Source organism: Bradyrhizobium sp. CCBAU 11361 (assembly GCF_028128935.1).
In the GTDB taxonomy this organism is placed as follows: Bacteria; Pseudomonadota; Alphaproteobacteria; order Rhizobiales; family Xanthobacteraceae; genus Bradyrhizobium; species Bradyrhizobium niftali.
The window spans coordinates 81142-106446 of record NZ_LBJZ01000197.1 but is presented as its reverse complement, the minus strand read 5'-3'; the positions used below and the strand labels follow the sequence as shown (position 1 = coordinate 106446).

The window sequence follows — 25305 nt, the reverse complement described above, 5'->3', positions numbered from 1 at the left end:
CAACGAAGCTTGAGGAGGTCTCGATGTTGAGAAGAGTAACTGCCGCGCTGCTGGGATTGGCCCTGTCCACGGGCGCCGCGATGGCCGAAGACACCACGATCAAGTTCACGCTGGGCTGGAAGACGCAAGGCAGCGACGCCGCGTTCTTCTACGCCAAGGACAACGGCTTCTTCAAGGAAGAGGGCCTCAACGTGGTGATCGACCAGGGCGAAGGCTCAGGCGCCACCGTCACGCGCGTCATGTCCGGTGCCTATGATGCCGGCTTCGGCGACGTCAACGCGATCATCCAGAACGCCTCGACCAAGCCGCAGGACGCGCCCGTCATGGTCTACATGATGTGGAACCAGCCGCCATTCGCGATCGTCGCCAAGAAGACCAGCGGCATCAACACCATCAAGGATTTCGAGGGCCATACGCTCGGCGGCGCGCAGGGCACGCCGACGACGCGCCTGCTGCCGGTGTTCACCCGCAAGAACGGGCTCGACGCCGAGAAGATCAAGATCTCCAACATGGCGCCGAACCTCCAGGAGCCGATGCTGATCAAGGGCGACATCGACGCCGCGCTCGTTTTCAACATCACCAGCTACTTCAACCTCGTGCTCAACCGCCAGGACCCGGACAAGGACTTCAAGTGGTTCTCGTTCGGTGAGTATGGCCTCGACCTCTATTCCAACGGCGTGATGGTCTCGAAGAAGCTGCTCGCCTCCAACCCGAAGGCGGTCGCCGGCCTCGTTCGCGCCATCAACAAGGGCGCGATCGCGGTGGCCAAGGACCAGAACGCCGGCATGAAGGCCGCGCTGAACTACGACAATCTGATCGACGTTGCCGTCGAGAAGCGCCGGCTGCAATATTCCTTCGAGAAGCTGATCGTCTCGGCGGAGATGAAGGAGATCGGCATCGGCGACATCAAGGATGACCGCATGACGCGCGCCATCGGCATCGTGGTCGAGGGCTACCAGCTCGCCCGCGCGCCGACGCCGGCGGAGGTTTTCTCGCGCGAATTCCTGCCGCCGCGCGCGGAGCGGGAGCTGGTGTATACTGCCAACTGATTGTGGAGCGACGGTCATGGCCACGGAGATTTCGGCAGCCAGCCTGTTCCGTGGCCCTGACCGCGGCGTCAGCGACAACGTCGTGCTGCGGCACGACGGCGGGGTCATCACCGGTATCTCTGAAGGGGCGGAGCCCGGTCCTCGCTCCTTCGTCGTTCCGGCCTTCGTCAACGCCCACGATCATGCCCGCGCCACCGCCTCGTCCTTTGGCGCGGTCGGCTTGCCCTTGGAAAGCTGGATCCTGCGGACCGTGCTCGGCACGCCCGTCGATCCCTATCTGACCGCGGCGTCCGCACTGGCCCGGTCGGCCAAGGCAGGCTGCGCCGCCATGATGGTGCATTACACCCGCCCGAGCGGGACGATGCCCTTGCTCGATGAAGCCAAGGCTGTTGCGAGGGCTGCATCCGACGTCGGCATCCGCATCGCCTTTGCGATGGCGGTGCGCGACCAGAATCCGATCGTGTACGGCGATGCTGAACCGGTGCTTTCCGGTCTTTCGCGCGACGACCGCAACACCATCGAGGAGCTGTTCGTCCGCGCGCCGATGTCGCCGAAGGCCTATATCGAGCTGACCGATGCCATTGCCGCCGCCATCACCGGCCCGATGGTCGATGTGCAGCTCGGGCCTGCGGGCGTGCAATGGTGCTCGAAGCCACTGCTGGAGGCGGTGGCCGAGAATTCGGCGCTGACCGGCCGCCGCATTCACATGCATCTGCTGGAGACCGTGTACCAGCGTGCCTGGGCCGACCAGAACTTTCCGGACATGGTGCGGTGGCTCCGCGACATCGGCTTCCTCTCGAAGCGGCTGACGCTGGCGCACTGCATCCACGCCCGTTCCGATGAGCTGGCGATGATCGCGGCCTCCGGCGCGCGCATCGTCACCAATTTCAGCTCGAACATGCATCTGCGCTCGGGGCTCGCCCCGATCGCCGCCGCGCACGCATGCGGCTGCGCCATCGCGGTCGGCGTCGACGGGCTGGCGCTGGACGAGGACGACGACATCCTGCGCGAGATGCGGCTGGTGCAGATGGCCCATGGCGGCCTCGGCTTCAAGGCGACATGGACGCCAGCCGAGATGTTCGCGCTCGCCATCCGCAACGGGCGCTGCGCGACCGGCGCGCCGGGGAGCGGCGAGCTCGTTGCGGGCAACCCCGCCGACTATGTCGTGATCGATCTCGACCGGCTCGATCGCGACCGGATCATGCCCGTCGATCCCATGGCGCTGCTGTTCGCGCGCGGCAACGCATCGTTGGTCAAAGAGGTCGTCGTTGCAGGCAAGACGATCGTCAGGGACGGGGTCTGCGCCGGCGTTGATCTGCCGGCCATCGAACAGGAGTTGCGGGGGATGTACCGCGCCAATGTCGGCAGGCTCGCCGGCTTCCAGCGGACCTGGCCGCCCCTGTCGGAGCGACTGGCCGGCTGGTTCGAACAGCAGCTGACCTGTCAGTAGCGCGCCCGAGGCTCCCTTCGACCAGGTTGTATATAAAAGCGCGATAGCTGGTAGACGCTGCCTCTTCTGGCGGCTGGCGGACGTCTGGGCTATTAGCTCCGCGATAGCGTCTCGACACGAGCCGATGACCCCCTTTAGGAGCCTCCGATGCGTCTTCCCACCGTTCTCCTGGCCGTCACATGTCTTGCGGGCGCAGCTTCAGCCGAAGAGCTGTCGGGCACGCTCCAGAAGGTCAAGGAGACCAAGAAGATCACGCTCGGCTATCAGGAGGCCTCGGTCCCGTTCAGCTATCTGGACGGAAACCAGAAGCCGGTCGGCTTCGCCATGGACATCTGCCTCAAGATCGTGGACGCCGTGAAGAAGCAGCTCGGCATGCCCGACATCGCCGTCGACACTCTCGCGGTGACGTCGTCGAACCGCATCCCGCTGATGGTCAACGGCACGCTCGACCTGCATTGCTCCGCGACCACCAACAATGCCGACCGCCAGAAGCAGGTCGCCTTCACCAATACACACTTCCTCAGCGCGACGCGGTTTGCGGCCAAGAAGGCCGCAAAGATCAACACCATCGACGATCTCAAGGGCAAGGCGGTCACCGCGGTAGCGGGGTCGGTCAACCTGACGCAGCTCGCCAAGGTCAACACCGAACGCAACCTCGGCATCAATGTGATGCCGGCCAAGGACCAGGCCGAGGCCTTCCTGCTGCTGGAGACAGATCGCGCCCAGGCCTACGCGCTCGACGACGTCCAGCTCGCGGTCGCGATCGCACGATCCAAGGAGCCGGCGCTGTTCATGATCAGCGAGGAAGCGTTCTCGAAGCCGGAGCCCTACGGGATCATGCTGCGGCGGGAGGACGCGCCGTTCAAGGCACTCGCCGATCGCGCCACGGCAGAGCTCTATGCGAGCCCGGAGATCGAGGTCCTCTACAAGAGGTGGCTGGAATCGCCGACGCTGCCGAACGGCCTCAACTACAACGTCCCGATGTCGGCGGCCCTGCGCAACGCCTTCAAGAAGCCGAGCTCGAGCTTCGATCCTGATGTCTACGTGGTGAACTGAGGCGAGGGCGGTTTCGACCTCTCCCGTAGGGAGAGGTGGGCACTGCGAACTCAGCTTGATCTATCTTGGCGGGCCCGCGGCGTGTCGAGAAGTTGTCCGGCCAGTGCCGCGCCGATGGCCGCGATCGCGGCCATCAGGCCGTCGATGATGCGCGCCACGAACACCAGGGTCAGATTGCCCGCCAATGCGAGCAGCACAAATCCGATGAACGTCCCGATCTGGCTGACCAGCAGGACCCTTCTGCGACCGTAGCGGTCCGAGAGCATGCCGACCACAGGGCCGGCAACGAGCTGGCAGACGGCATAGACCGAGATCAGCGCGCCGAGCAGGAAGGGCGTGGCGCCGAGCCGCTGCGAATAGAACGGCAGCAGCGGCAGGATGATTCCCATTCCCGTGCCGTCCACGGCGACGACGACGGAGGTCGGGACGAGCGTCAGCACGCTCTCGCCCGCTATCGCCTCCCTTGCCTCAGTCGTGGAACCCGGTCTCATCCTGCGTTGTCCTGGTTCGCATTTGCGTGATCGATCGCACCACGCCGGATTAGATAGTTGTAGCCTATTAGTTAGTGTCCTATCTAATTTGCATGGCTCCCGCGCAGGCACATATCCATTCCGAGATCGGTCGAGTCATCGCGCGTCTCGCTCGCATGTGGCGCCGCGAGTCGGATCAGGCGCTGTCCGATCACGGCCTGTCCGATGCGACCGCGATTCCGCTTTTGCTGCTGTCGCGCCAGGGCGAGAATGTCCGTCAGGGCGTGCTCGCCGACGAGCTTGGCGTCGAGGGGCCGTCGCTGGTCCGGCTGATCGACCTGCTTCAGGCCGAAGGCCTCGTGGAGCGCCGCGAAGATCCGACTGACCGGCGTGCCAAAACGCTACATCTGACGAAGGCGGGCGAGGCCAAGGTCGAGGAGACCAACCGGGTGCTGCGGCGGGTGCGGGCAAGCCTGCTCAAGGATATCGGAACTGAGGAACTTGCGATAACCTTCGAGACGCTCCAGCGCATCGAGCAGCGGGCCAGTCGCCTGCATGAAGCCAAGACGTTTTCCGAGACGAAATAGTCATGCGCGCCGATGAGCCGTTCCTGGTCCGCCATGCGGACCTCGTTTTCGCTTTGAAGACGTTCGCTGCGTCGATGCTGGCGCTCGTCATCGCACTCGCCATGGACCTGCCGCGGCCCTATTGGGCGATGGCGACCGTCTACATCACCTCGCAGCCGCTGGCGGGCGCGACCAGCTCGAAGGCGTTCTTCCGGGTGCTGGGCACGCTGGTCGGCGCGACCATGACGGTGGCGCTGGTGCCGAACCTGATCGATGCGCCGGAACTGCTCTGCCTTGCCATCGCGCTCTGGGTCGGGCTCTGCCTCTATCTCTCGCTGCTCGACGGCACGCCGCGCAGCTACGTCTTCATGCTGGCCGGATACACGGTCGCGCTGATCGGCTTTCCCTCGGTGTCCGAGCCCGGCGCCATCTTCGACACCGCGGTTGCGCGGGTAGAGGAAATCTCGCTCGGCATCATCTGCGCCAGCCTGGTCTCGACCATCGTGTTTCCCCGCAGCGTCGCACCGGCCGTGGCCCACCGCGTCGACAGCTGGCTGTCGGATGCGCGCCGCCTCAGCGAGGTGGTGCTGCTGCGGGAGGGCTCAGGGGAAACCCGTCGCGGCAAGCGCCTGAAACTTGCGACCGACATTGTCGAGATCGACACGCTCTCCACCCATCTTGCCTATGACCGGTTGACCGACCGCAATGCCGTGACCGGCCTCAGTGAAATCCGGCTGCGCATGCTGACTCTGCTGCCGGTGATCGCCTCGCTCGAGGATCGGCTGGCCGCGCTGGGGGAGGAGGCCTTACGGCGGCAACCCGAGCTGAAGCGGCTCCTGGAGGACGTGGCGCAATGGATCGCGAGCGACGGCGGCGCGCGGCAGCCGGCCGAGCGGATCCGGGCCGCGATCTCGGAGCAGCAGGCGGTGCTCGACGGCGGCGCCGACTGGGAGCGGATCATCACCACCAGTCTGTTGTCGCGGCTGCGCGAGCTGGTCGACCTCTCGCGCGATTGCCGTGCGCTGACCGAGGCGATTGCCGAGAGCCGCAACGTTTCAACCATCGACCTGGCCTTTCATTCCGAGGCCGGTGCCGCGCCCGTGCGTCACCGCGACCGCGGCCTTGCATTGTGGTCGGCCGCCGGCGCGGTCGTGGCCATCCTGATCTGCTGTGCGTTCTGGATCGGGACCGGCTGGCCGGACGGTGCGTCGGCGCCGATGATGGCGGCGGTCGCGTGCTCGTTCTTCGCCGCGCAAGACGAGCCCGCGCGCTTCATCCGCAGCTTTGGCCGGTGGTCGCTGGTCGCCATCGTCGTCGTCGCGGTCTATCTGTTCGCGGTGGTCCCCGCGATCTCCCATCTCGAGGTCTTGGTGGTCGCACTGGCGCCGACCTTTTTGCTCTACGGCTTCTTGATCGGCCGTCCGGCCACGGCGGGAACCGGGATGGCGCTCGCGGCCAACACTGCAACCCTGCTTGCAATCCAGTCGACCTACAGCGCGGACTTTGCATCCTACGCCAATTCCGCCGTGGCCTTCTTCATCGGCGTTGTCATCGCCGAGATCGTGACGCGGATCGCGCGCGGCGTCGGCGCGGAATGGATCGCCAATCGCCTGGTGCTGTCGAACTGGAAGGCGCTCGCGGTCGCCGCCGAACGGCGCGGCCAGCGCGACCGCGCCGAGTTCGCGGGCCTCATGCTGCACAGGCTCGGGCTTCTGGTGCAGCGCATCGCTTATCTCTCGGAGAGCGATCGCCGCGACACCGACAGCCTCGCCCAGCTTCGGATCGGGATCAACATCATCGACCTGCGCCGCGCCCGCTATGGGCTTGCGGCATCCACCATTGCCGTCATCGACGACATGCTCGATCGGCTCGCCGTCGCCTGCCGCGGCTACGCGGGCGACGGAATGCCGGCCGAGCTGCTGACGAGCGTCGACCGGGCGTTGGCCCAGGCGGTGAAGGATCCCAATGACAGCGCGCGCGAAGACGCCCTGATAGGTCTCGTCGGTATCAGGCGTGGCTTGTTTCCGGACGCGCCGGCTTACCGGGCACGCGCGGGTGAGAGTGTTGCGGCATGAGATATGTGATCGACATCTACGGCGTGCTCGTGCCGTCGCTGCTCCTGTGGGTCATTGTCGCTTATGTCCTGAGCGCGATTCTGCGCCGGCTCATGCAGCGCTTCGACCTCTACCGCCTGGTCTGGCATCGCGCGCTGTTCGATTTTTCGATCTTCGTCTGCCTTCTCGGCGTCGTCGTCTATCTCTCGGAGTATCTTTCATGAAGGGGAATTTCGCCTGGCTCGCTCGCCTCGCAGTGACGGTCATCGCCGTCGTCGCCGCGCTCGCCGTCGGCCGCGAGCTTTGGGTCTACTACATGGAACAGCCTTGGACCCGCGACGGCCGCGTCCGCGCCGACGTGGTCCAGGTCGCCCCTGATGTCTCCGGCTTCGTCACCGAGGTGCTGGTCAAGGATAACCAGAAAGTCCGCCGCGGCGACGTGCTGTTCCGGATCGACCGCGAACGCTTTGCGCTGGCGCTGCGCCAGGCCGATGCGTCGGTGGCCGGTCATCAGGCGACGCTCGATCAGGCCAATGCCGATTTAAAGCGCTACAGCGCGTTGACGACCGATGCGGTATCGCAGCAGAAGCAGGAACAGGTTCTGGCTACCCAGCTCCAGGCCAAGGCGGCCTTCGATCAAGCCGTCGCCGACCGTGCCGTCGCCCAGCTTAATCTCGATCGCAGCGAGGTCCATGCCTCCGTGAATGGCGTGATCACCAACATGGACCTGCGCCCCGGCGCCTACGTCACGGCCGGGAAGGGTGTGATGGCGCTGGTCGACACCGACACGCTGCATGTGGAAGGCTATTTCGAAGAGACCAAACTCGCGCGCATCCGCGTCGGCGACAAGGTGCGGGTCCGCCTGATGGGCGAGACAGTCACGCTGTCAGGCCACGTCGAGAGCATCGCCGCCGGCATCGAGGACCGCGACCGCGCCGACGGCGCCAACCTGCTCGCCAACGTCAACCCGACCTTCAGCTGGGTGCGCCTGGCCCAGCGGGTGCCGGTGCGCATCGCGCTGGATCCTGTTCCCGACGCGATGTCGCTGGTTGCGGGACGCTCGGCGACGGTGGAGGTATTGGACTAACGCGAGCGCAGATGGAGCAGCGTTTGGGTTGGGGAAAAACCGGCAACGACCGTTTCAATACCAAATGGTGGAGCTAATCCTGCCTCGCGTGTGTGAGTCGGGGGAGTTGCTTTGGGCGTTTGGTTTTTAGTCCTAGCGGCATGCGTGGTTGGCGCGTTGCTCCTTTTGGCGTTCTGCCGATAGGACCGACAGCGGATGCACTTGTTGCTGCGAAGCATCAGCGAGCCGCTGAATAGCGGTTCCGGTCGGATGGTTTTTGACTGTGCAAGGATGACCGCGTTCACTCCCGGCGTTGGAGGCGGACGTGAGTTGGTTGCTTGTGTTTCTCATCGCCGCGAGCGCGATGGTGTTGATCGCTCATGCGATTGACGCGATGCGTTCCTGAGACTCTTCGAGACTTGGTTTCGTCGGTAGCCAAGTAAGCCACGAGAATGTTCCGAGGCCGGCGAGTGTCAATTCGAGGAACCTGGCCCTGTAAGCCGAGGTTGTCACAGCAGGAGGAATACGATCATGCTTATGTTTTACCTGCCGATCATCATCTTCAACGCGATGCTCGAAGCAGCTACGAAGCAGAAGGATGTGCCGGTATCCATCGATGAGCCGCCAAGCTTCGATTAGACGCCGATTCCATTGCGTTGGCTTCGATGCTTACTGATGGGCCAACGCCTCCTCAGGCATTTGAATACTTCCTCAGCTCCAACCGCGCGATCTGGTTTCTGTGTACCTCGTCCGGGCCGTCGGCGAGGCGCAGCAGACGCGCGGTGGCATAGGCCTGCGTCAGGCCAAAATCGTTCGAGGTGCCGCCGCCGCCATGGGCCTGGATCGCCCAGTCGATGATCTGGCAGGCCATGTTGGGTACGGCGACCTTAATCATCGCGATCTCGCTCTTCGCGACCTTGTTGCCGACCGTGTCCATTGCGTAGGCGGCGTTCAGCGTCAGCAGCCGGGCCTGTTCGATCATGATACGGGATTCCGCGATGCGCTCCTGCGTCACCGTCTGCTCGGAGACCGGCTTGCCGAAGGCGACGCGGCTGCGAACGCGGCGGCACATCTTTTCCAGCGTGCGTTCGGCCAGTCCAATCAGGCGCATGCAGTGGTGGATGCGGCCGGGGCCGAGGCGACCCTGCGCGATCTCGAAGCCGCGGCCCTCGCCAAGCAGCATGTTTTCCTTCGGGACCCGCACATTGGTGAAGACGACCTCGGAGGCGCGGTCGGGCACGCCGTAGAAGCCGAACACGGGGAGGGGACGCTTCACCTCGATGCCTGGCGTGTCCATCGGCACGAGGATCATGGACTGCTGCTCGTGGCGGTCCGGATTGTCGGGGTCGGTCTTGCCCATGAAGATGCAGATCTTGCAGCGCGGATCGGTCGCGTTGGTGGTGTACCATTTGCGCCCGTTGATGACGTAATGGTCGCCGTCGCGTACGATCGAGCTCTCGATGTTGGTCGCATCGGACGAGGCGACCGCAGGCTCGGTCATGGCGAAGCAGGAGCGGATTTCACCCGCGAGCAGCGGCTTCAGCCAGCGCTCCTTGTCCTCTTTCGTGCCGTAGCGCTCCAGCACCTCCATGTTGCCGGTGTCCGGCGCCGAGCAGTTGAACACTTCGGGCGCAAGATGCGAACGGCCCATCACTTCGCAGAGCGGGGCATATTCGAGATTGGTGAGGCCCGCGCCGTGACTGGACTGCGGCAGGAACAGGTTCCAGAGGCCTTCCGCGCGTGCGAGCGGCTTCAATTCTTCGACGACGGGATAGACCTTCCAGGGCCCGAGCTCTTCGGCCTCGCGATAGAACCGCTCCTCATTGAGATAGATGTGCCGGTCCATGAAACTTTCGAGCTTGCGCTTGAGCTCGACGACTTTGGGCGACATCGGGTACAGCATCTTTCGTCTCCTTGATCGACGGACGGCGCGGACGTCAGCGTGATCGCGTGCCGCCTCAAGCGACGCGGTAGTCCCTGAACTTCTCGCGCAACGCGGATTTGAGCACCTTTCCGGTGCCGGTCATCGGGAATTCGTCCAGGAACTCGACGGCATCAGGCATCCACCAGTTCGCGATCTTCGGGCGCATGTGGTCGAGCAGGGTCTTGCCGTCGACGGTCGCGCCCTTCTTGCGAACCACGAGGAGCAGGGGGCGCTCCTGCCACTTCTCATGCGCAATCGCGACCACGGCAGCCTGCAGCACGTCGGGATGAGACAAGGCGACGTCCTCGAGCTGGATCGAGGAGATCCACTCGCCGCCGGACTTGATCACGTCCTTGGAGCGGTCGGTGAGCGTGACGTGGCCCTGCGGATCGATCACCGCCATGTCGCCGGTGATCAGCCAGCCGTCGCGGTCGAGGCCTTCGTCGAGCTTCATATAGCCCGAGGCGACCCAGGGACCACGCGCGCGCAGATGACCGACGGACTTGCCATCACGCGGCAGCTCGTTGCCGCCGTCGTCGACGATGCGCAAGGTGGTGCCGAAACAGGCGCGGCCCGAGACCTGGCGTCGGTCGAATTTCTCCTTTTCGCTGAGATGCTCGGAGCCCGGCCGCAAGCCGGGCATCGAGCAGCCCAAAGCCTCGGTCATGCCCCAGGCCTGGACGTAGTCGATGTCATAGTCGCGCTTGAGCTTCTCGACCATCGCGCGCGGCGGCGCCGAGCCGGACGATAGCGTCGCGCGCAGGGTCGAGAATTTGTTGCCGGTGCGGCCCAGCCAGTCGAGCAGGATCAGCCAGAAGCTCGGCACCCCCGCCGACAGCGTCACCTTCTCGCCTTCGAGCAGTTCATAGAGCTTGTCGGGCTCATAGTTGCGGCCGGGCAGCACCAGTTTCGAGCCTGTATAGGGCGCGGTGAACGGCATATTCCAGCCATTGCCGTGGAACAGCGGCGCCATCGGCATCATCACCTCGCGCACCCCTTCGACGTGTCCCGGCAGGAAGTCGAAATTGCAGCAGGTCATGGTCTGCAGGATCGCGGCGCGGTGCGAATAGATCACGCCCTTGGGATTTCCCGTCGTCCCCGAGGTGTAGCAGATGGTGGAGGCGGATTTTTCGTCGAACTCCGGCCAGGTGAAACCGGCGTCGTTCTCCCGTCCCAGAAGCTCCTCGTAGCAATGGACGTTCGCAAGCATCGTTTCCGGCATCCGCTCGCGCGAGGACATCACGACGTAAGCCTCGATCGTCTTCAATTGCGGCGCGATCGCCTCGACGATTGGCAGCGTGGCGCGGTCGATGAACAGCAGGCGATCTTCGGCGTGGTTGACGATGTAGACGAGCTGCTCGGGAAACAGCCGCGGATTGACGGTGTGCAGCACATAGCCCATGCCCGGCGCGGCGTAGAACATCTCGAAATGGCGGTGGGTATTCCAGGCCAGCGTGCCGACACGGTCGCCAGGAGTCATGCCGAGACGCTTCAAGGCCAGCGCCATGCGCTTGATGCGCGGATGAGCATCCGCATAGGTGTAGCGATGGATGTCGCCCTCGATCTCGCGCGCGACGATCTCCGCCTCGCCATGATAGTCGGCGGCGTACTGGATCAGGCCGCTGATCAGCAGCGGCATGTCCATCATCAATCCCTGCATCATTTCCTCCGGATGGCCATGTCGTTGCATGGCGCTTGTGATTTGCGCGCGAGGTTACCGGAACGTCACGCGCCGTTCACGCAAAAAACGGCGGACGCGATTGCATGCGTCACTTTTTCAGGGCTAACGTGAGGTGAGCTGCCGGCGAAGCAGCGTCTGCCGTGGAGGAAATGGATGTCAGCGGAAAGACACAAGACCGGCGCAGCCGGCACACCTATGGTCGACATTTCCGCACTCCGCGCGCGCTATCGCGACGAGCGCGATCGCCGTCTGCGCGCCGAGGGCAAGGCGCAATATGTCGAGGTGTCAGGCGATTTCGGCCGCTATCTCGACGATCCCTGGGCCGATCCGGGATTTGCGCGCGAGGCTGTCAGCGAAGAGACCGAAGTGCTCATCGTCGGCGGCGGCTTTGGCGGCCTTCTCTGCGGCGCGCGCCTGCGCGAAGCCGGCATCTCGGATTTCCGTATCGTGGAAAAGGCCGCCGATTTCGGCGGCACCTGGTACTGGAATCGATACCCCGGCGCGGCCTGCGATACCGAGAGCTACATCTATCTGCCGCTGCTGGAGGAGACCGGCTACATGCCGGTGCGCAAATATGCGCGGGCGCCGGAGATCTACGAACATTCCCGCCGTATCGGCCGTCACTTCGGCCTCTACGAGCGTGCGCTGTTTCAGACCGTCATCTCGCGGATGGAATGGCAGGAGCCGGAGGCGCGCTGGCTGGTCGAGACCGATCGCGGCGATCGCATCCGCGCGCGCTTCGTCATCCTGGCCGGCGGCCCGCTGAGCCGGCCGAAGCTGCCGGGCATTCCCGGCATCGAAAGTTTTGCCGGACACAGCTTTCACACCAGCCGCTGGGATTATGGCTACACCGGCGGTACGGCTGAAGGCGGTCTCACCGGTCTCGCCGGCAAGCGCGTCGGCATCATCGGCACCGGCGCCACCGCCGTGCAATGCGTGCCGCATCTCGGCCGCTCGGCGAAGGAGCTCTACGTCTTCCAGCGCACACCGTCGGCGATCGGCGTGCGCGACGACCGGCCGACGGATCAGAGCTGGGCGCGGAGCCTCAGGCCCGGCTGGCAACGCGAGCGCATGGACAATTTCACGGCCGTGATCTCGGGCGAGCCGTTCGAGCAGGATCTGGTGCAGGACGGCTGGACCGGCCTGCTTGGCGAGATCCTGCTGGCGCCGCGCCGCCAGCCGCAGCCGGTGACCTCGCTGGAGGAGGCGCTGAAGGTCATCGAGCAGGCCGACTACCGCAAGATGGAGGAGATCCGCGCGCGCGTCGATGCCGTGGTGAAGGACGAGGCAGCCGCGGCCGCGCTCAAGCCCTGGTACAAGGCGTTCTGCAAGCGGCCATGCTTCCACGACGAATATCTCGACACTTTTAATCGATCCAACGTGCATCTCGTCGACACCAGGGGGCAGGGCGTCGAGCGCATCACGGAGAATGCCGTGATCGTCGATGGCAAGGCCTATGAGCTCGACTGCCTGATCTATGCCAGCGGCTTCGAGGTCGGCACCGATTATGCCCGCCGCATGGGTTTTGAGGTCTATGGTCGCGACGGCATGAGCCTGTCCGAGCGCTGGCACGACGGCGTCAAGACGATGCACGGCTTCTATAGCCGCGGTTTCCCGAACTGCTTCCTGATCGTCACGGTTCAGGCCGGCCAGAGCGCCAACTTCCCGCACATCATAGACGAGCAGTCGCAGCACATCGCCTATGTCATCGATCAGGCGCGCAAGCGTGGCGCCAGAACGGTGGAGCCGACGCTCGCTGCCGAGGGCGCCTGGGTCGACGAGGTCGTCAAGGCCGCGCTCGGCCGCCAGACCTATCTCGCCGAATGCACGCCCGGCTACTACAACAATGAAGGCGTGTTCGACCCGATTGCGGCAAGAAACAGCCAGTACTGGCGCGGGCCGGTGGCGTTCCTGCGGCTGCTCGACAAATGGCGCAAGGAGGGCAGCCTGGATGGATTGGAATTGACTTAGGGGACGACGGCCGCAGAGGCGGGCGGCGCCCCGATCCCGGCTTGAGCGGCATGACCCAGCAGCACCAGAGCATCATGGTGAATTTCCTGGTGGGAACGGGGGCTGCGTGACTTGCGGGCGTTGCGACATGCCGGAGTCAAGAGCTTTGCTTGGATCGATTGTACCTGTCGGGACTTGAGCGATCGCAACCGACGTAGGATCATGCGCGAGCCGGTCGCGCCGTAAGGAGAGGAACGAGCAATGATCAAGGGCAGGACAGTCGCGACGGCGGTGATCGGCGCGGCCGCGCTGCTTCTCTCTCTGCCCGCGGCCGAGGCGGCGCAATGCGGCAGCACGCCGGCCGGGTTCGAAGGCTGGAAGCGCGAGTTCAGTGCAGAGGCGCAGGGCAAGGGCATCGGCCAGACCGCGATCTCCGCCCTGATGCAGACGAATTACGCCAGCGCGACCATCGCAGCCGACCGCGGCCAGCGCAGCTTCTCGCTGTCGCTCGATCAGTTTCTCGCCAAGCGCGGCGCCACCACCATCGTCGCCAAGGGACGGCAGCTCAAGCAGTCGCAGGCGGCCTTGTTCGCCTCGATCCAGCAGCGCTATGGCGTCCCGCCCGGGCCGCTGATCGCGATCTGGGGCATGGAGACCGGCTTCGGCAGCCAGCGCGGCAACCAGAACATGCTGTCGTCGATCGCGACCCTTGCCTATGACTGCCGCCGCCCTGAGTTCTTCACCGACCAGCTCTATGCCGCGCTGAAGCTGATCGACCGCGGCACCCTGTCGGGAGCGACCCGCGGCTCCATGCATGGCGAGGTCGGCCAGACCCAGTTCATGCCCAAGAACATCCTGGCCTACGGCACCGGCAATCTCGAGGTTGCCGCCAATGCGTTGAACTCGACCGCGAATTTCCTGAAGGCCCATGGCTGGCGTGCGGGAGCCGGTTACCAGCCGGGTGAGCCGAATTTCGCCGCGATCGAGGCCTGGAATGCGGCCGGCGTCTATCAGAAGGCAATCGCGCTGATGGGACGGCAGATCGACGAAGGGGGGACGGCCGCTTCACGCTGACGAGAACCCCGTGTCAAACGGGGCTCTCGATTCTTGTTTTGACGCGTTTTCTTGACGCGAACCGGCATCCACTTCGCTCGAAAACGCTCTTGCTCAGCAAGGCGTGATGCGCCCGCGCGAGAAAGTTGTTGCTATCGGGAACCGACGGCATGAGGTTTGCTTTGATCAGATTCAGGGCTGGGCATGAGGAGACTCAAGATGGCAACCCAGATCGTGATGGACCAGACTGGCGACACACGCCACGAGTTTGATCCCGACAATGCCGAAGCGCTGGCGCGGGCCGAACAGCGCTTTCGGGAGCTGACCGGAGCCGGCTTTACCGCCGCCTTCCGAACCGGGCCCGGCGAAGTTACACGTATCAAGTCGTTCGACCCGACCGCGCAGGAAACGCTATTCTATCCCCGCCTGGTCGGCGGCTGATCTGAGCTGCTCATGTTCGCGGCACTCAGGTTCCGCGCGCCGGCGCGTGCGCGCTTGCATGCGCTGCGCGAACTCTACCGTCGCTTCTTCGGCGAGAATACGCCGGATGCGCGCGGCCGCCGGCTTCTGGCCGAATGGCTGACACCGGAGCAGCGCGCCCAGTTCGAGCAGTATCGGTATTTCGATGTGATCGGCTGCGATACCGGCAAGAGGTATCGCATCCACTACGGCACGGCCGCCAACGTCCACGAAATCGACGATGCCGGCATGGCAATGATGGGGTGGTGCTTCGTCCCGTCAGGCTTCCTGGTGCCCGGCGACGTGATGCTCGCGCAGAAGATTGCGCTCGAGACGGACGAAAAGTCCGCGCTGGCGCTCGCCAACAGGTTTCCGCCGGCAACGCATTCGGAGCATTTTTACCGGCGGCCGTTCTAACGCGACGAGCGCAGGCGCTCAGGAATGCGTGGTGCGATAGGCATCCAGCGCATGCGCCGCGAAGACGCCGATGCTGCAAAGAGCGAGGAGGGCGGAGATCAGCTCGATCATAGCTCATCCTCCCGCAGCGGCCGGGCGACGAGGTTTTGGCAGCAGGAATAATCCAGGATCAGATCAAGAAGGAATTGCATGGTGGCCGTCCCTGTATGATTTTGACAACTAGATAACCGGCCATCTGTTTCAGGCGTGTTTCGTCGCACTCGGAAAGGGGTTTCTTGGGGAACCCTGGGCTGGTTTGTGCGCCGAGGACCCGCTACATCGCGCATTTAGCTCAATTTCTTCGGCCGCGCGTCTTCGCAGGCGGTCTTGCATGGCGAGGCAAAATCATGGCGCAGGTCGAGTGGTTCGACGATCTCAGCATCGGAATGCGGTTCAAATCCCCCGAAGTTCAGGTCACCGAAGCCGACATCAAGCGCTTCGCGGCCGAGTTCGATCCGCAGCCGATGCACCTCGACCATGAGGCCGCCAAGGGGACCCTGTTCAACGGGCTCGCCGCGTCAGGATGGCACACCGCCGCGATTGCCATGAACCTCGCGATCCAGACCCGTCCTTTCGGCCCGCATCCGCTGATCGGCGCAGGCGTCGACGGGCTGCGCTGGACCATTCCGGTGCGGCCCAATGACCGTCTGCATCTGGTCGGTGAGGTCATGAGCCTGACGCCGTCGAAGTCGAAGCCGCAAGGCATCGCGCTGGTGAAATGGACGATGTTCAACCAGAACGGCGAGGAGGTTTACACCTTCACTCCGATCGCGATCGTGCCGCGGCGGGGTTAGGATGGAAGCCGCTTGCCGCTGCCTTTCCCGCGGCCTGAAGCTCTTGCGGGCCGCCGGCAGAGGTGATCATCTCAGCTCCGGGGAATACGCCGGAGGCTGACATGAGACGATTCCTTCTCGTCGCCGGAATGCTCGCAGGCGCCTGGAGCGCAGCTGCCTTGAGCTCGAGGCCCGCGCTAGCGCAACAATCCAAGGTCGGCGACTGGACCATCGAGAAGCGCACGCAGGATACGCATTGCAATGCGAGCCGCGGCTACAAGGACAAGGAGGACGAGAACCGCGACTACGTCATCGTCATCACCTATTCCGAGAAGGCCATCGTGATCGTGATGATCTACGACGGCTGGGAGTGGGACAAGGTCGGCGAGGTCCTCCGGGCCGACGTCGCCACCGATGACGCCGACATCATGAAGAAGGCGAAGTGGGAGGTGATGGACAAGACCACGGTACGCGGTATCTTCGAATTCGACCAGTCGATCATGGATCGCCTCTCGAAGGCCAAGCGCCTCACGCTCGATTTCGAGGACGATGACGACGACAGCATCGAGATGCAGGTCCCGCGCGCCGGCGAGGCGCTCGCCGCACTGAAATTCTGCGAGGAGAACCGGAAGTAAGTCGCTGAGGCCGGTCCACAAGGCGGTCAGGCGACAGCAGCCGATCGTCGCGAGTGGGCGCGTGACTCTTCGCACACCGTCCGACTGCTGTTCGCATTAATCCTAGTCTTTGGCGAAAACGTCCAAGCCGCATCCTGCGGTTGACGTTACGCAAGGACGATGTTCGATATTCCAGCATTGCGCTGTCGCATTTTTTCCCCGTCCAAGGCGGCGATCGGCCGACCTGCCTCCTTCAGTTCCCCAAGCGCTCGCCCCTATCGCCACCGGGGTAACACGCAGATCCCGTCGTCCGTCCGATGACGATCCTCCAGGCAAACCGGTTCTCGTCGCTCGTCGGCGAGATTTACGATGCGGCGGCCAATCCCGCGCTGCGCAGCGCGGCGTTGGAGCAGGTTTCGAATTTCGTCGGCGGATGTGCCGCCACCATCCTGTCCAGGGATGCAGCCAAGCTTTCTATCGAGATCCACGAGCATTTTGGCACGGATACCCGGTTCCGCCAGCTCTATCGCGACAGATATGTAGAACTTGATCCATTGCTCGATCGCCATCTCGATCTCGCCGCGGGCCAGACGGTCGGCGTGACCGACATCATGCCCCATTCCGACTTCGTGGCGACCAGTTTCTATCGAGAGTGGGTGGAGCCGCAGGGAGCGATCGATCTCGCAACCGTCATGCTCGAGAAATCGGACGCGCGCACCACGATCTTGCAGGTGTTGCGTCACCGGTCCCGCGGGATCGTCGACGACGCGATGCGTGAGCGTATGTGCCTGCTCGCGCCCCACATCCAGCGATCGCGGGTCATGGGTCGCCAGATCAGGGCGCGCTCGCATACCGTGGACGATCTTGCCGATGTCCTGGACGGACTGAGCACGGCGATTTGCCTGCTCGACGCGGAGGGGAGAGTCGTCCATGCCAATGCGGCGTGCCGTCAGCTCTTCGCTGACGCCAATCTCCTCGCCATGGTCGGCGACAGACTCGTCGCCCGCAACACCCAGGTGGATAAAATATTCCGCAGCCTGTTCGAAATTTCCGCGGATGCAGGAATGCATTCAACCGGTCGCCGTCAGATCGAGCTCGTGACATCGTCCGACGGACATCATTATCTGCTCCACGCTTTTCTCTTGAGGCGGGAACGCCATCTGCCGCGTGATGTAGCTGCCACCGTGCTGTTCGTTCAAAGGGCTACGATGGTGTCATCGCTCGTGCCCGATGCAATCGCGGCGGCGTTCAGGCTGACGCCGTCAGAATTGCGCGTTCTGATGGCGATTGTCGAGATCGGCGGGGTCCCCGACATTGCGGCCAAGCTCGGTATCGCCGAGACGACGGTGAAGACGCATCTCGGCCGGCTGTTCGAAAAGACCGGCGCCGGCAGGCAGGCCGACCTCGTCAAGATCGCCGCCGGATTTTCCGTTCCGTTTGCCCAGCGGACCGGCGGCGACGACGCGGTGTGATCCAATTCACATCGCGAAGCGCGCGAACGTGCGATCTCAATCCATTGTGATGAGCAAGGTGCGCGAGTCCTCCGAACGTATGACGCGTGTCATTTGATACTTTCGTATATGGCCGTCACTTGAAATGAGGAGGGCAGCGTGCGCCACGGAACAATGCGCGCCGGCGCCGAACGCGGGTGCGGGAGACAACAGCGCGTGGCCGAGCCTGCTCGTTGGTTGGAGAGATTGCAGTGAGCGGCAAGGATGAATTTTCCATTTTCAATGTTTCAACGGACCACATTCCCGAAGACGAGCGCGTGCCGCTCCTGCGCGAATTCTACTGTCGTGGCGTGCTGAAGGCGGAGGTCGAAGCAAGGGACGGAAAGCCGGCCGCGGCGAGCTTCACGTCCCACGTCTTGCCGGAAGCCCAGTTGCTGATCGGGGGATTGTGCGGAGCGCGGGTCATTCGCACGAAGCAGCTGGTTGCAGATGGCGACGACAGTCTCGCCCTGATCGTGAACAGGTCCGGCGTTCTCGGCATATCCGAGCGCGGACACGATTTGAGGCTTCAGGCAGGAGAGGCGGTCCTGACCAGCGCGGAGGACGTCACGACCTTCGAGCGGCTCTCGCTGGGAAGTGGCTTCTCGCTGCGCGTGCCGCGACGGGTGCTGGCCCCGATGATCGTGGATGTCGACGATGCGGTGATGCGCGTCATCCCGGAGCGCACCACCGGGCTTCGGCTGCTCGTCGACTACGCGATAGCGCTGTTGCACGAAAAGGCACTGGCGGTACCGGCGATGCGGCAGCTCGGCGTCGCGCATCTGCATGATCTCCTGGCGCTCGTTCTCGGTGCCACCGATCACGCCCGGGAATCGACCGGACGGCGCGGTATCAAGGCGGCGCGACTCCAGAAGGCGAAATTCCTCATCGTCAACAATTGCTGGCAGCAGGATATTTCGGTGGCAAATGTTGCGCATGAGCTCGGCGTGACCCCGCGCTATCTCCAACGCTTGTTCGAGGCCGACGGCAAGACCTTTTCGTCCTTCCTGACCGAGCAACGCCTCAAGCGTGCCCATCGCATGCTGCGCGAGCCTGACTTCGCCGAGCGGCCGGTGAGTTCGATCGCCTACGACGTCGGCTTCGGCGATCTCTCCTATTTCAACCGTTGCTTCCGTCGGGCCTATGGCGCGACGCCAAGCAACGTCAGGAGCGGCGAGGCGCTGTAACGGGCCCCGGTCGAATTTCAGAGAGCTGCCATTTCAATGAGGCGAAAGGGATTTGACATGATCCTTTATCGAAAACTCAACACGCAAGGAGGCGTCGTGAGTGGGCCCTGCACCCAGGCGGCGCCTATCGCAGCGTGCCGTATTCGGCCGACTACGTGTTCTGGCGCGCGGAATAGATCATGATCCAGTGTTGCGTGCGGCAACGGCGGCCGGAGTGGTGAATGCACCGTTTCTTCTTTGATCTCCTGGTCGGCAATATCGTGAAGATCGATCCGGGCGGCATGGTGTTCGAACATGCCAAGGCGACTTTCGTGGTGGCCGACGAGATGGCGCGGCATCTCTTCGTCTGGCGCGACGATCTGCGCGATCGCGATGCGTGGATCCGCGTCAGGGACAACACCGGGCGCGAGATCTATCGCGCGGCGGTGTGGGCCGAGAGCGCGGAGCGGGCGGGCTGGGACCAGGCGTAGTGCGTTTGCACAGTGTCGCAACTCTGCATCAGTGCTCCGCGAAACGGTGCGGTTCGTTCTGAGCCGAAACTCGGTCGCTGCCGTCCAAGTCGGTCGTGACGATCCTTTCTACCCTGGCGTTCAGCGAATCCAATTGGCGTGAGCCAGCCTCCTGCGATCGGAGGAGGCTGGCGACAACGTGCCTGACGCCGATGGGGCGAGACGGCGGCGACCGAGGAACTAAAAATGAATGCGAAGACTCTGGGCGGTATTGCACGATGGCGTCTGGCGTGCCGGTCGATGCGCCTTGTGGTGCCGGCCGTGTTGGCTATGCCGTTGTTCATGGTCGAGCGGGCCATCGCCGCTTGCACGCCGGTGGCGCCTGTCAGCAACGCGACGATTGTCTGTTCGGGCGACGTCGACACCCAGCAAGGCAGTCGTACCGGCTATGGCACGTTCGTTGACGACAACAATACCTACAAGATCGAAGCTGGCGCCAACGTTCACGGTTTTGCGTTTGGCATCAAGAGCCGCGACGGCGGTGTATTCATCAATGCCGGCACGATCGACGGAGCTACTTCGGCCGGGATCGCGTCGGGGAGCGGTGTGACCGTCTCCAATCTTGCCAGGGCTACGATCGTGGGTTTCCACGGCATTACCGGGGCTTCCGCGACCATCGACAATGCAGGCACGATCAAGAGTGAGGCCGGCGGACGCGGGAGCGGGATCGAGGTCAGGAACGTCACCGTGACCAATTCCGGCACGATCGCTGGAGTGGGTCCTGACACCGTCGGATCAATGGCGACACGGTGAATCTGACCTCGAACACCGGAACGATTTCGGGAGATGCGAGCGGCATCACCGGCGGTATCCTCAACATCACCAATAATCGCTCCGGGGTCATCTCGCAGATCGCGGCAAGCGGAGGTGCCATCCAGGCCTCCGGTCTGGTGACAGTGGCAAACGCCGGCGACATCACCGGTCACGCGTTTGGCGTATCGGGTCAGAACGTCAACCTGACCAATCTTGCCTCCGGCACCATCCTCGCCAGGATCGGCATCTCTTCGAGCAACGGATCGAACATCACGAACTCCGGCACCATCACCGGCACCAGCGGGACGGCGATCCAGCTCTCCAACAAGGCCGATACGCTGACGCTGCTGCCAGGCTCGAAGATCAACGGTGTGGTCGATTTCGGCTTCGGGGCCGACGTCGTCAACGTCAACCTCGCGCCGAGCAGCAGGGTGTCGTCGTTGACGACGATCAGTCTGCCGACCTTCAGAAATTTCGAGGGCACCATCAATACAATCACGTCGGGAGGCGCCTTCAACGGTCCTTCGGTCGCCTTCGGCACGACTCTCGCGACGCTCGATCCGACCGCCCTGGCGCAGACCGACCGCACGCTGATGGATTTGACCGGCGGCGTCTCCTCGCTGGTGCAGGGGCGCCTGAACGGTGGCACTGGCACAGCCGGCAGCAACATGATGGCGATGGCCTATGCGCCGGAAACTGCACAAGCCGGCCCCTTTAACAAGGCGCCGCGTAGCCTGTGGACCGATCCGGCGCCGATCACGGTCTGGGTCAACAGCTTTGGCGGCCATCGCATCCAGGATGAGACCGCATCGACCTTGCGCGCGACCTCGACGGCGTGGGGCGGAGCCGTCGGCATCGACCGCAAGGTGCAGCCGAACTGGCTGGTCGGCGCCTTCCTCGGCGGCGGGCAGGGTGGTCTCTCGGTCGATCTCAATTCGCAGTCGGTCGACACCAACTACGTCTTCGCCGGCGCCTACAGCCGGTTCGAATGGGCCGCGCAGTTCTTCGACTTCACGATCCAGGGCGGCAATGCCGACAATAGATCGCGCCGCCTGGTGCTGAACAACGCCGCGGTCGGCGGCATGGAGACGGCGACGGCCAATTACAGCGGCTGGTACGTCAGTCCCGAAGTCGCCTACGGCTACAAGCTCGAGGTTGGCAACGGCTACCTGCTGACGCCGACGGCACGGCTGCGTTACGTCGCCGGCCGGTTCGACGGCTACAGCGAGACCGGCTCGGCACAGGGTCTGTCGGTCGGCGGCCGCACGCTCCAGGATTTCGAGGAGCGCGGCGAGGTCGATCTCTCGCGCGTGACAAGCCTTGCCGGCGGCGAGTTCAAGGCCAACATCCATGGCGGCGTCATCGCACTCCAGCGTGTGGGCGACACGACCATCAACACCGTGCTGCTCGGCCAGAACCTGTCGTTCGTGACGCCCGGCAGCCGCAGCACCGTCGGCGCTGTCGCCGGCATCGGCTTCGATTACCGCACGACCAGGAACGTGTCCGTGTTCGGCGCGGTCGAGGGCATGATGATGTCCGACCAGAGCCGCACCGGCACGGCGAAGGGCGGCGTTCGCGTCACGTTCTGAGCCGGCATTAGCCCCGGCGGCTTGAACGCGACGCCCGCCGGCCGGGCTCCATCCGCCCGGCCGGCGCGTCCTCCGATCGGAGGATGCCGCATGTCGTGGCTGTGCTACGCTTGGTGATATTGATCACTCAGGCCATTTAAAGCGATGCACGGACCACGAAAGCTGCCCGACCTGGTCGAGTCCATCTACGACGCCGGGCTCGATCCCTCGTTGTGGAACGACGTCGTCACCGGCATCCGCGATTTCGTCGGCGGTCAGGCCTGCGGGCTGTTTTCCAAGGATTCCATCAGCAAATTCGGCGTCACGCATTATTATTGCGGGGCAGACCCGCACTACATCCAGCTCTATTCCGAGACCCACTCGAAGTTCGATCCGCTGACGGTGCTGCCGCCGCACGGCCGGATTGTAAGCATTCCGGACCTCGTCGATTTCGATGAGTATCGCCGCGGGCGCTTCTACCAGGAATGGATGCGGCCGCAGGGGTGCAGCGATGCGGCCAACGTCGTGCTCGACACGTCGAATGCGAGCTGCCCGGTGATGATGACGGTGCTGTCGGGCCGGCGCATGGTCGATCCCGCGATGAAGCACCGTCTCTCGTTCATCGTCCCGCACGCCAGCCGCGCGCTCCTGATCAACCGCGCCATCGACGCAAAGCTGACCCTGGCGACGGCGCTGGCCGACGTTCTGGACAATCTGACATCCGGCGTCTTCTTGCTCGATGCCTGCTGCCGGGTGGTGCATGCCAATTCCGCCGGTCATGCCCTGCTTGCGGCGGACGACGTCGTCCGGTCCGTTGCCGGGCGGCTCGTAACCAGCAGCAATGAAGCCAATCAGAGCCTGCGCGAGGTATTTGCAACCGGCGGCGACGTTGCCCTGCTGGCCGCAAGGGCGCACGCGATTCCGTTGATTTCGGCCCACGGCGAGCACTATGTCGCGCACATCCTGCCGCTGTCATCCGTGCTGCGCAACGGCAGCGAACGCGTCGGCGATGCCGTCGGCGCGCTGCTGCTGCGCGCGGTGTCGCTTCGAGGGCAGTCCTACGGCGAACTGATCGCGCGGACCTTCGATCTCACGCCGGCCGAGCTCCGCGTGCTCCTGTCGATCGTGGAGGTCGGCGGTGTTCCCGAGACGGCGACTGCGCTGGGTATCGCGGAAACGACGGCGAAGACGCATCTGCACCGCGTCTTTGCCAAGACAGGCGTGTCCCGGCAAGCCGACCTCGTCAAGCTCGCTGCGGGATTCGCCAATCCGCTCGTCAACTGATCGGTAAAATCACGATCGGAGTTGAACCTTTTGCTTCCGTGATAGACTCAACTAGGCCGCCGGGCATGAAGAACATTTCACGATCTCGATGTTTGACCACTGGCTCTTCCCATGCCCCGACCTCCGAAACATTCCGAGTTGATCGAGAGCATCTATGACGCCGGTCTCCACCCTGAGTTGTGGAGCGACGTGGTCGTCATGCTTAATGCGTTCATCGGCAGCCAGGCCTGCGGCCTGATCTCGAAGGATCCCGTCAGCAAGTCCGGCGCGACACATTTTTATTGCGGGGTCGATCCGCACTACATCCAGCTCTATGCCGAGACCTACGCGCAGTATGATCCGCTCGCCAGGCTTCCCCGTTATGGCGAGGTGCGCAACATCCCGGATCTCGTGCACTTCGAGGAATATCGCCGCGGCCGCTTCTATCAGGAATGGCTGCGTCCACAGGGCTATGCCGACGTGGCGAACGTGGTGCTGGAGCAGTCGAAGTCGCCGTGTCCGATGTTGCTGACGGTGATCCCGGGCAGGGAGATGCTCGATGCCGGGCAGCGCGCGCGAATGCAGTCACTGGTCGCGCACACAAGCCGTGCGCTGCTGATCAACCGGGCGATCGAGCGAAAGCAGCAGCGAGCGATCGCGCTGGCCGATGTCGTGGACCGGCTCAGTGCCGGCGTCATCCTGCTCGATGCCGCCTGCAATATCGTCCACAGCAATCCTGCCGCGAAGGCGATGCTGGCCGCGGCCGACGTCCTGCGGTCGGTCTCGGGCCGGCTCGTGGCGCGATCCTCCGAGGCAAATCTGGCCCTGCGCGATATCTTCCGCGACGCGGGGCAGGTTGCAATGGCTGCGGCGGCCGGTCGAAAGATCTCGCTGATATCCCATGGCGGTTCCTACTATATCGCGAACGTCATCGCGCTGCCGTCACTGCTGCGCGACGGAGCGACGGAGCGGACGTCGGCCGTCGGAGCCCTGTTCGTCTGGAAGGCGGAATTCGACGGCCGCTCGTGCGCCGGCCTCATTGATCGCACGTTCGACCTCACTCCGGCGGAATTGAGGGTCTTTCAGTCGATCGTCGAGGTCGGCGGCGTGCCGGAGACGGCGATTGCGCTCGGCATCGCAGAGACGACGGTGAAAACGCATCTGCATCGCGTCTTCGCCAAGACTGGCGTTTCTCGTCAGGCGGATCTCGTGAAGCTTGCGGCAGGATTTTCCAATCCGCTCGTGCACTGACGCCCATTTGGGCAGTGGGCTGGTCACTGCAGCCGCAATAGGTTCAAAACAGAGGCATCATTAGAAAGTTATCGCGGGTCATTCGATCGAATGACGCGTTTTTCGGCGTTCTCTTCTAGAGACACGTCACACGATTTCTTATTCGACGTTCGATCTTCGTGTGAAGCAATTCACAGCAGGCAGCAGTGAATTCCGTCAGTCTCTCGAACCATTGAGGGAAGATTGTCATGGGAACGGCATCACCTGCTTTGACGGCCAGGTTTCGCGATATCGTCGCGCGCGTCGGGGATGCCATTCGCAGCCAGCGCGAGATCGATGCGCGGCGCGCCTTGCAACGGTACCGCCATTTGCTGAGAGAGCCGCACGACCCATTGCCTTTGAATGAAATCATTCCGGTCAGCAGCAAAGAGGATATTTCAGCAAATGCCCACGGATCTGATGCGTGCGAGCGCGCCGCCGGCCACCCCACGTTCGAACGTGCATAACGTCAACATCGTCGCGATCGCCATGACCGCGGCACTCGTCACTCTCCAACTGGTTGGCCTCGCGATGCTGGAGCGCTCACACGCGCACGCAATGCATGTGTCGTTTCCACGCGAACCGCAGGTTTGCTCCGAGAACGTCGACGCGGCCGTCTCGCAAATTCCCTACGATTGAGCGGAG

At 63.7% G+C, this 25305-nt stretch carries 25 protein-coding genes; 22 read left to right on the top strand and 3 right to left on the bottom strand.

Going from position 1 to position 25305, the window contains the following annotated elements; genetic code table 11:
* Positions 1 to 23: 23 nt before the first annotated feature.
* The 3 genes from XI08_RS38605 (at position 24) to XI08_RS38595 (ending at position 3555) form a co-directional block, all read left to right on the top strand.
* A complete protein-coding gene (locus tag XI08_RS38605) occupies positions 24 to 1049 on the top strand; it encodes an ABC transporter substrate-binding protein (RefSeq protein WP_271578441.1) in 1026 nt (341 codons plus the stop codon).
* A gap of 16 nt (positions 1050 to 1065) precedes the next feature.
* Positions 1066 to 2499 (top strand): amidohydrolase family protein, encoded by a 1434-nt coding sequence (locus tag XI08_RS38600; protein WP_271578440.1) that lies wholly within the window; start codon positions 1066 to 1068, stop codon positions 2497 to 2499.
* Positions 2500 to 2646: 147 nt separating this feature from the next.
* On the top strand, positions 2647 to 3555 hold the full coding sequence (locus tag XI08_RS38595; RefSeq protein ID WP_271578439.1) for an amino acid ABC transporter substrate-binding protein: 909 nt from the start codon (positions 2647 to 2649) through the stop codon (positions 3553 to 3555).
* 50 nt (positions 3556 to 3605) lie between these two features.
* On the opposite strand, the gene XI08_RS38590 is transcribed toward XI08_RS38595, so the two are convergent.
* Entirely contained in the window at positions 3606 to 4046 is a 441-nt protein-coding gene (locus XI08_RS38590) for an MFS transporter (RefSeq protein WP_271578438.1), read from the bottom strand.
* 92 nt (positions 4047 to 4138) lie between these two features.
* Here XI08_RS38590 and XI08_RS38585 point away from each other — a divergent pair, with 92 nt between their 5' ends.
* The 4 genes from XI08_RS38585 to XI08_RS38570 are packed head-to-tail and all read left to right on the top strand — an operon-like array spanning position 4139 to position 7732.
* Positions 4139 to 4612, top strand: a complete 474-nt coding sequence (locus XI08_RS38585; protein ID WP_271578437.1) for a MarR family winged helix-turn-helix transcriptional regulator — start codon at positions 4139 to 4141, stop codon at positions 4610 to 4612.
* 2 nt (positions 4613 to 4614) lie between these two features.
* Positions 4615 to 6666 carry an FUSC family protein gene (locus XI08_RS38580; RefSeq protein WP_271578436.1) on the top strand — a complete coding sequence of 684 codons (2052 nt, stop codon included), beginning with the start codon at positions 4615 to 4617 and terminating at the stop codon, positions 6664 to 6666.
* On the top strand, positions 6663 to 6869 hold the full coding sequence (locus XI08_RS38575) for a DUF1656 domain-containing protein (protein WP_271578435.1): 207 nt from the start codon (positions 6663 to 6665) through the stop codon (positions 6867 to 6869). Before XI08_RS38580 ends, XI08_RS38575 begins: the two co-directional genes overlap by 4 nt.
* Entirely contained in the window at positions 6866 to 7732 is an 867-nt protein-coding gene (locus tag XI08_RS38570; RefSeq protein WP_271578434.1) for an efflux RND transporter periplasmic adaptor subunit, read from the top strand. Before XI08_RS38575 ends, XI08_RS38570 begins: the two co-directional genes overlap by 4 nt.
* Positions 7733 to 8402: 670 nt before the next feature.
* On the opposite strand, the gene XI08_RS38565 is transcribed toward XI08_RS38570, so the two are convergent.
* Positions 8403 to 9614, bottom strand: a complete 1212-nt coding sequence (locus tag XI08_RS38565) for an acyl-CoA dehydrogenase family protein (protein ID WP_271578433.1) — start codon at positions 9612 to 9614, stop codon at positions 8403 to 8405.
* 55 nt (positions 9615 to 9669) lie between these two features.
* The gene (locus XI08_RS38560) at positions 9670 to 11295 is read right to left on the bottom strand and encodes a long-chain fatty acid--CoA ligase (protein ID WP_271578432.1); all 1626 of its coding nucleotides are present in this window, start codon (positions 11293 to 11295) and stop codon (positions 9670 to 9672) included.
* Between the two features lie 174 nt (positions 11296 to 11469).
* Between XI08_RS38560 and XI08_RS38555 the strand changes: the two genes are divergently transcribed.
* The 15 genes from XI08_RS38555 to XI08_RS38485 all read left to right on the top strand — a co-directional run bounded on the left by XI08_RS38555 (position 11470) and on the right by XI08_RS38485 (position 25299).
* On the top strand, positions 11470 to 13287 hold the full coding sequence (locus XI08_RS38555) for a flavin-containing monooxygenase (RefSeq protein WP_271578431.1): 1818 nt from the start codon (positions 11470 to 11472) through the stop codon (positions 13285 to 13287).
* A gap of 240 nt (positions 13288 to 13527) precedes the next feature.
* Positions 13528 to 14340 carry a lytic murein transglycosylase gene (locus XI08_RS38550; protein WP_271578430.1) on the top strand — a complete coding sequence of 271 codons (813 nt, stop codon included), beginning with the start codon at positions 13528 to 13530 and terminating at the stop codon, positions 14338 to 14340.
* Positions 14341 to 14538: 198 nt separating this feature from the next.
* Positions 14539 to 14760 (top strand): hypothetical protein, encoded by a 222-nt coding sequence (locus XI08_RS38545; RefSeq protein ID WP_027543198.1) that lies wholly within the window; start codon positions 14539 to 14541, stop codon positions 14758 to 14760.
* Between the two features lie 12 nt (positions 14761 to 14772).
* Positions 14773 to 15195, top strand: coding sequence for a hypothetical protein (locus tag XI08_RS38540; RefSeq protein WP_027543197.1), 423 nt, complete (start codon positions 14773 to 14775; stop codon positions 15193 to 15195).
* A gap of 386 nt (positions 15196 to 15581) precedes the next feature.
* The gene (locus XI08_RS38535) at positions 15582 to 16028 is read left to right on the top strand and encodes a MaoC family dehydratase (RefSeq protein ID WP_092183210.1); all 447 of its coding nucleotides are present in this window, start codon (positions 15582 to 15584) and stop codon (positions 16026 to 16028) included.
* Positions 16029 to 16129: 101 nt separating this feature from the next.
* Complete coding sequence (locus XI08_RS38530) at positions 16130 to 16642, top strand: hypothetical protein (RefSeq protein ID WP_271578429.1); 513 nt, start codon at positions 16130 to 16132, stop codon at positions 16640 to 16642.
* Between the two features lie 296 nt (positions 16643 to 16938).
* A complete protein-coding gene (locus tag XI08_RS38525) occupies positions 16939 to 18093 on the top strand; it encodes a helix-turn-helix transcriptional regulator (protein WP_271578428.1) in 1155 nt (384 codons plus the stop codon).
* A gap of 230 nt (positions 18094 to 18323) precedes the next feature.
* Entirely contained in the window at positions 18324 to 19298 is a 975-nt protein-coding gene (locus tag XI08_RS38520) for a helix-turn-helix transcriptional regulator (protein WP_271578427.1), read from the top strand.
* Positions 19299 to 19519: 221 nt separating this feature from the next.
* Positions 19520 to 19768, top strand: a complete 249-nt coding sequence (locus XI08_RS38515) for a DUF6894 family protein (protein WP_271578426.1) — start codon at positions 19520 to 19522, stop codon at positions 19766 to 19768.
* A 288-nt stretch (positions 19769 to 20056) separates the two neighbouring features.
* The gene (locus tag XI08_RS38510; RefSeq protein WP_271578425.1) at positions 20057 to 20560 is read left to right on the top strand and encodes a hypothetical protein; all 504 of its coding nucleotides are present in this window, start codon (positions 20057 to 20059) and stop codon (positions 20558 to 20560) included.
* Entirely contained in the window at positions 20557 to 22149 is a 1593-nt protein-coding gene (locus XI08_RS38505) for an autotransporter family protein (protein ID WP_271578424.1), read from the top strand. The genes XI08_RS38510 and XI08_RS38505 overlap by 4 nt, the downstream gene beginning before the upstream one ends.
* A gap of 144 nt (positions 22150 to 22293) precedes the next feature.
* The gene (locus tag XI08_RS38500; RefSeq protein WP_271578423.1) at positions 22294 to 23412 is read left to right on the top strand and encodes a helix-turn-helix transcriptional regulator; all 1119 of its coding nucleotides are present in this window, start codon (positions 22294 to 22296) and stop codon (positions 23410 to 23412) included.
* Positions 23413 to 23523: 111 nt separating this feature from the next.
* Complete coding sequence (locus XI08_RS38495) at positions 23524 to 24642, top strand: helix-turn-helix transcriptional regulator (protein WP_271578422.1); 1119 nt, start codon at positions 23524 to 23526, stop codon at positions 24640 to 24642.
* Positions 24643 to 24869: 227 nt separating this feature from the next.
* The gene (locus tag XI08_RS38490; protein WP_271578421.1) at positions 24870 to 25127 is read left to right on the top strand and encodes a hypothetical protein; all 258 of its coding nucleotides are present in this window, start codon (positions 24870 to 24872) and stop codon (positions 25125 to 25127) included.
* Entirely contained in the window at positions 25120 to 25299 is a 180-nt protein-coding gene (locus XI08_RS38485; protein WP_271578420.1) for a hypothetical protein, read from the top strand. Before XI08_RS38490 ends, XI08_RS38485 begins: the two co-directional genes overlap by 8 nt.
* Positions 25300 to 25305 lie beyond the last annotated feature (6 nt).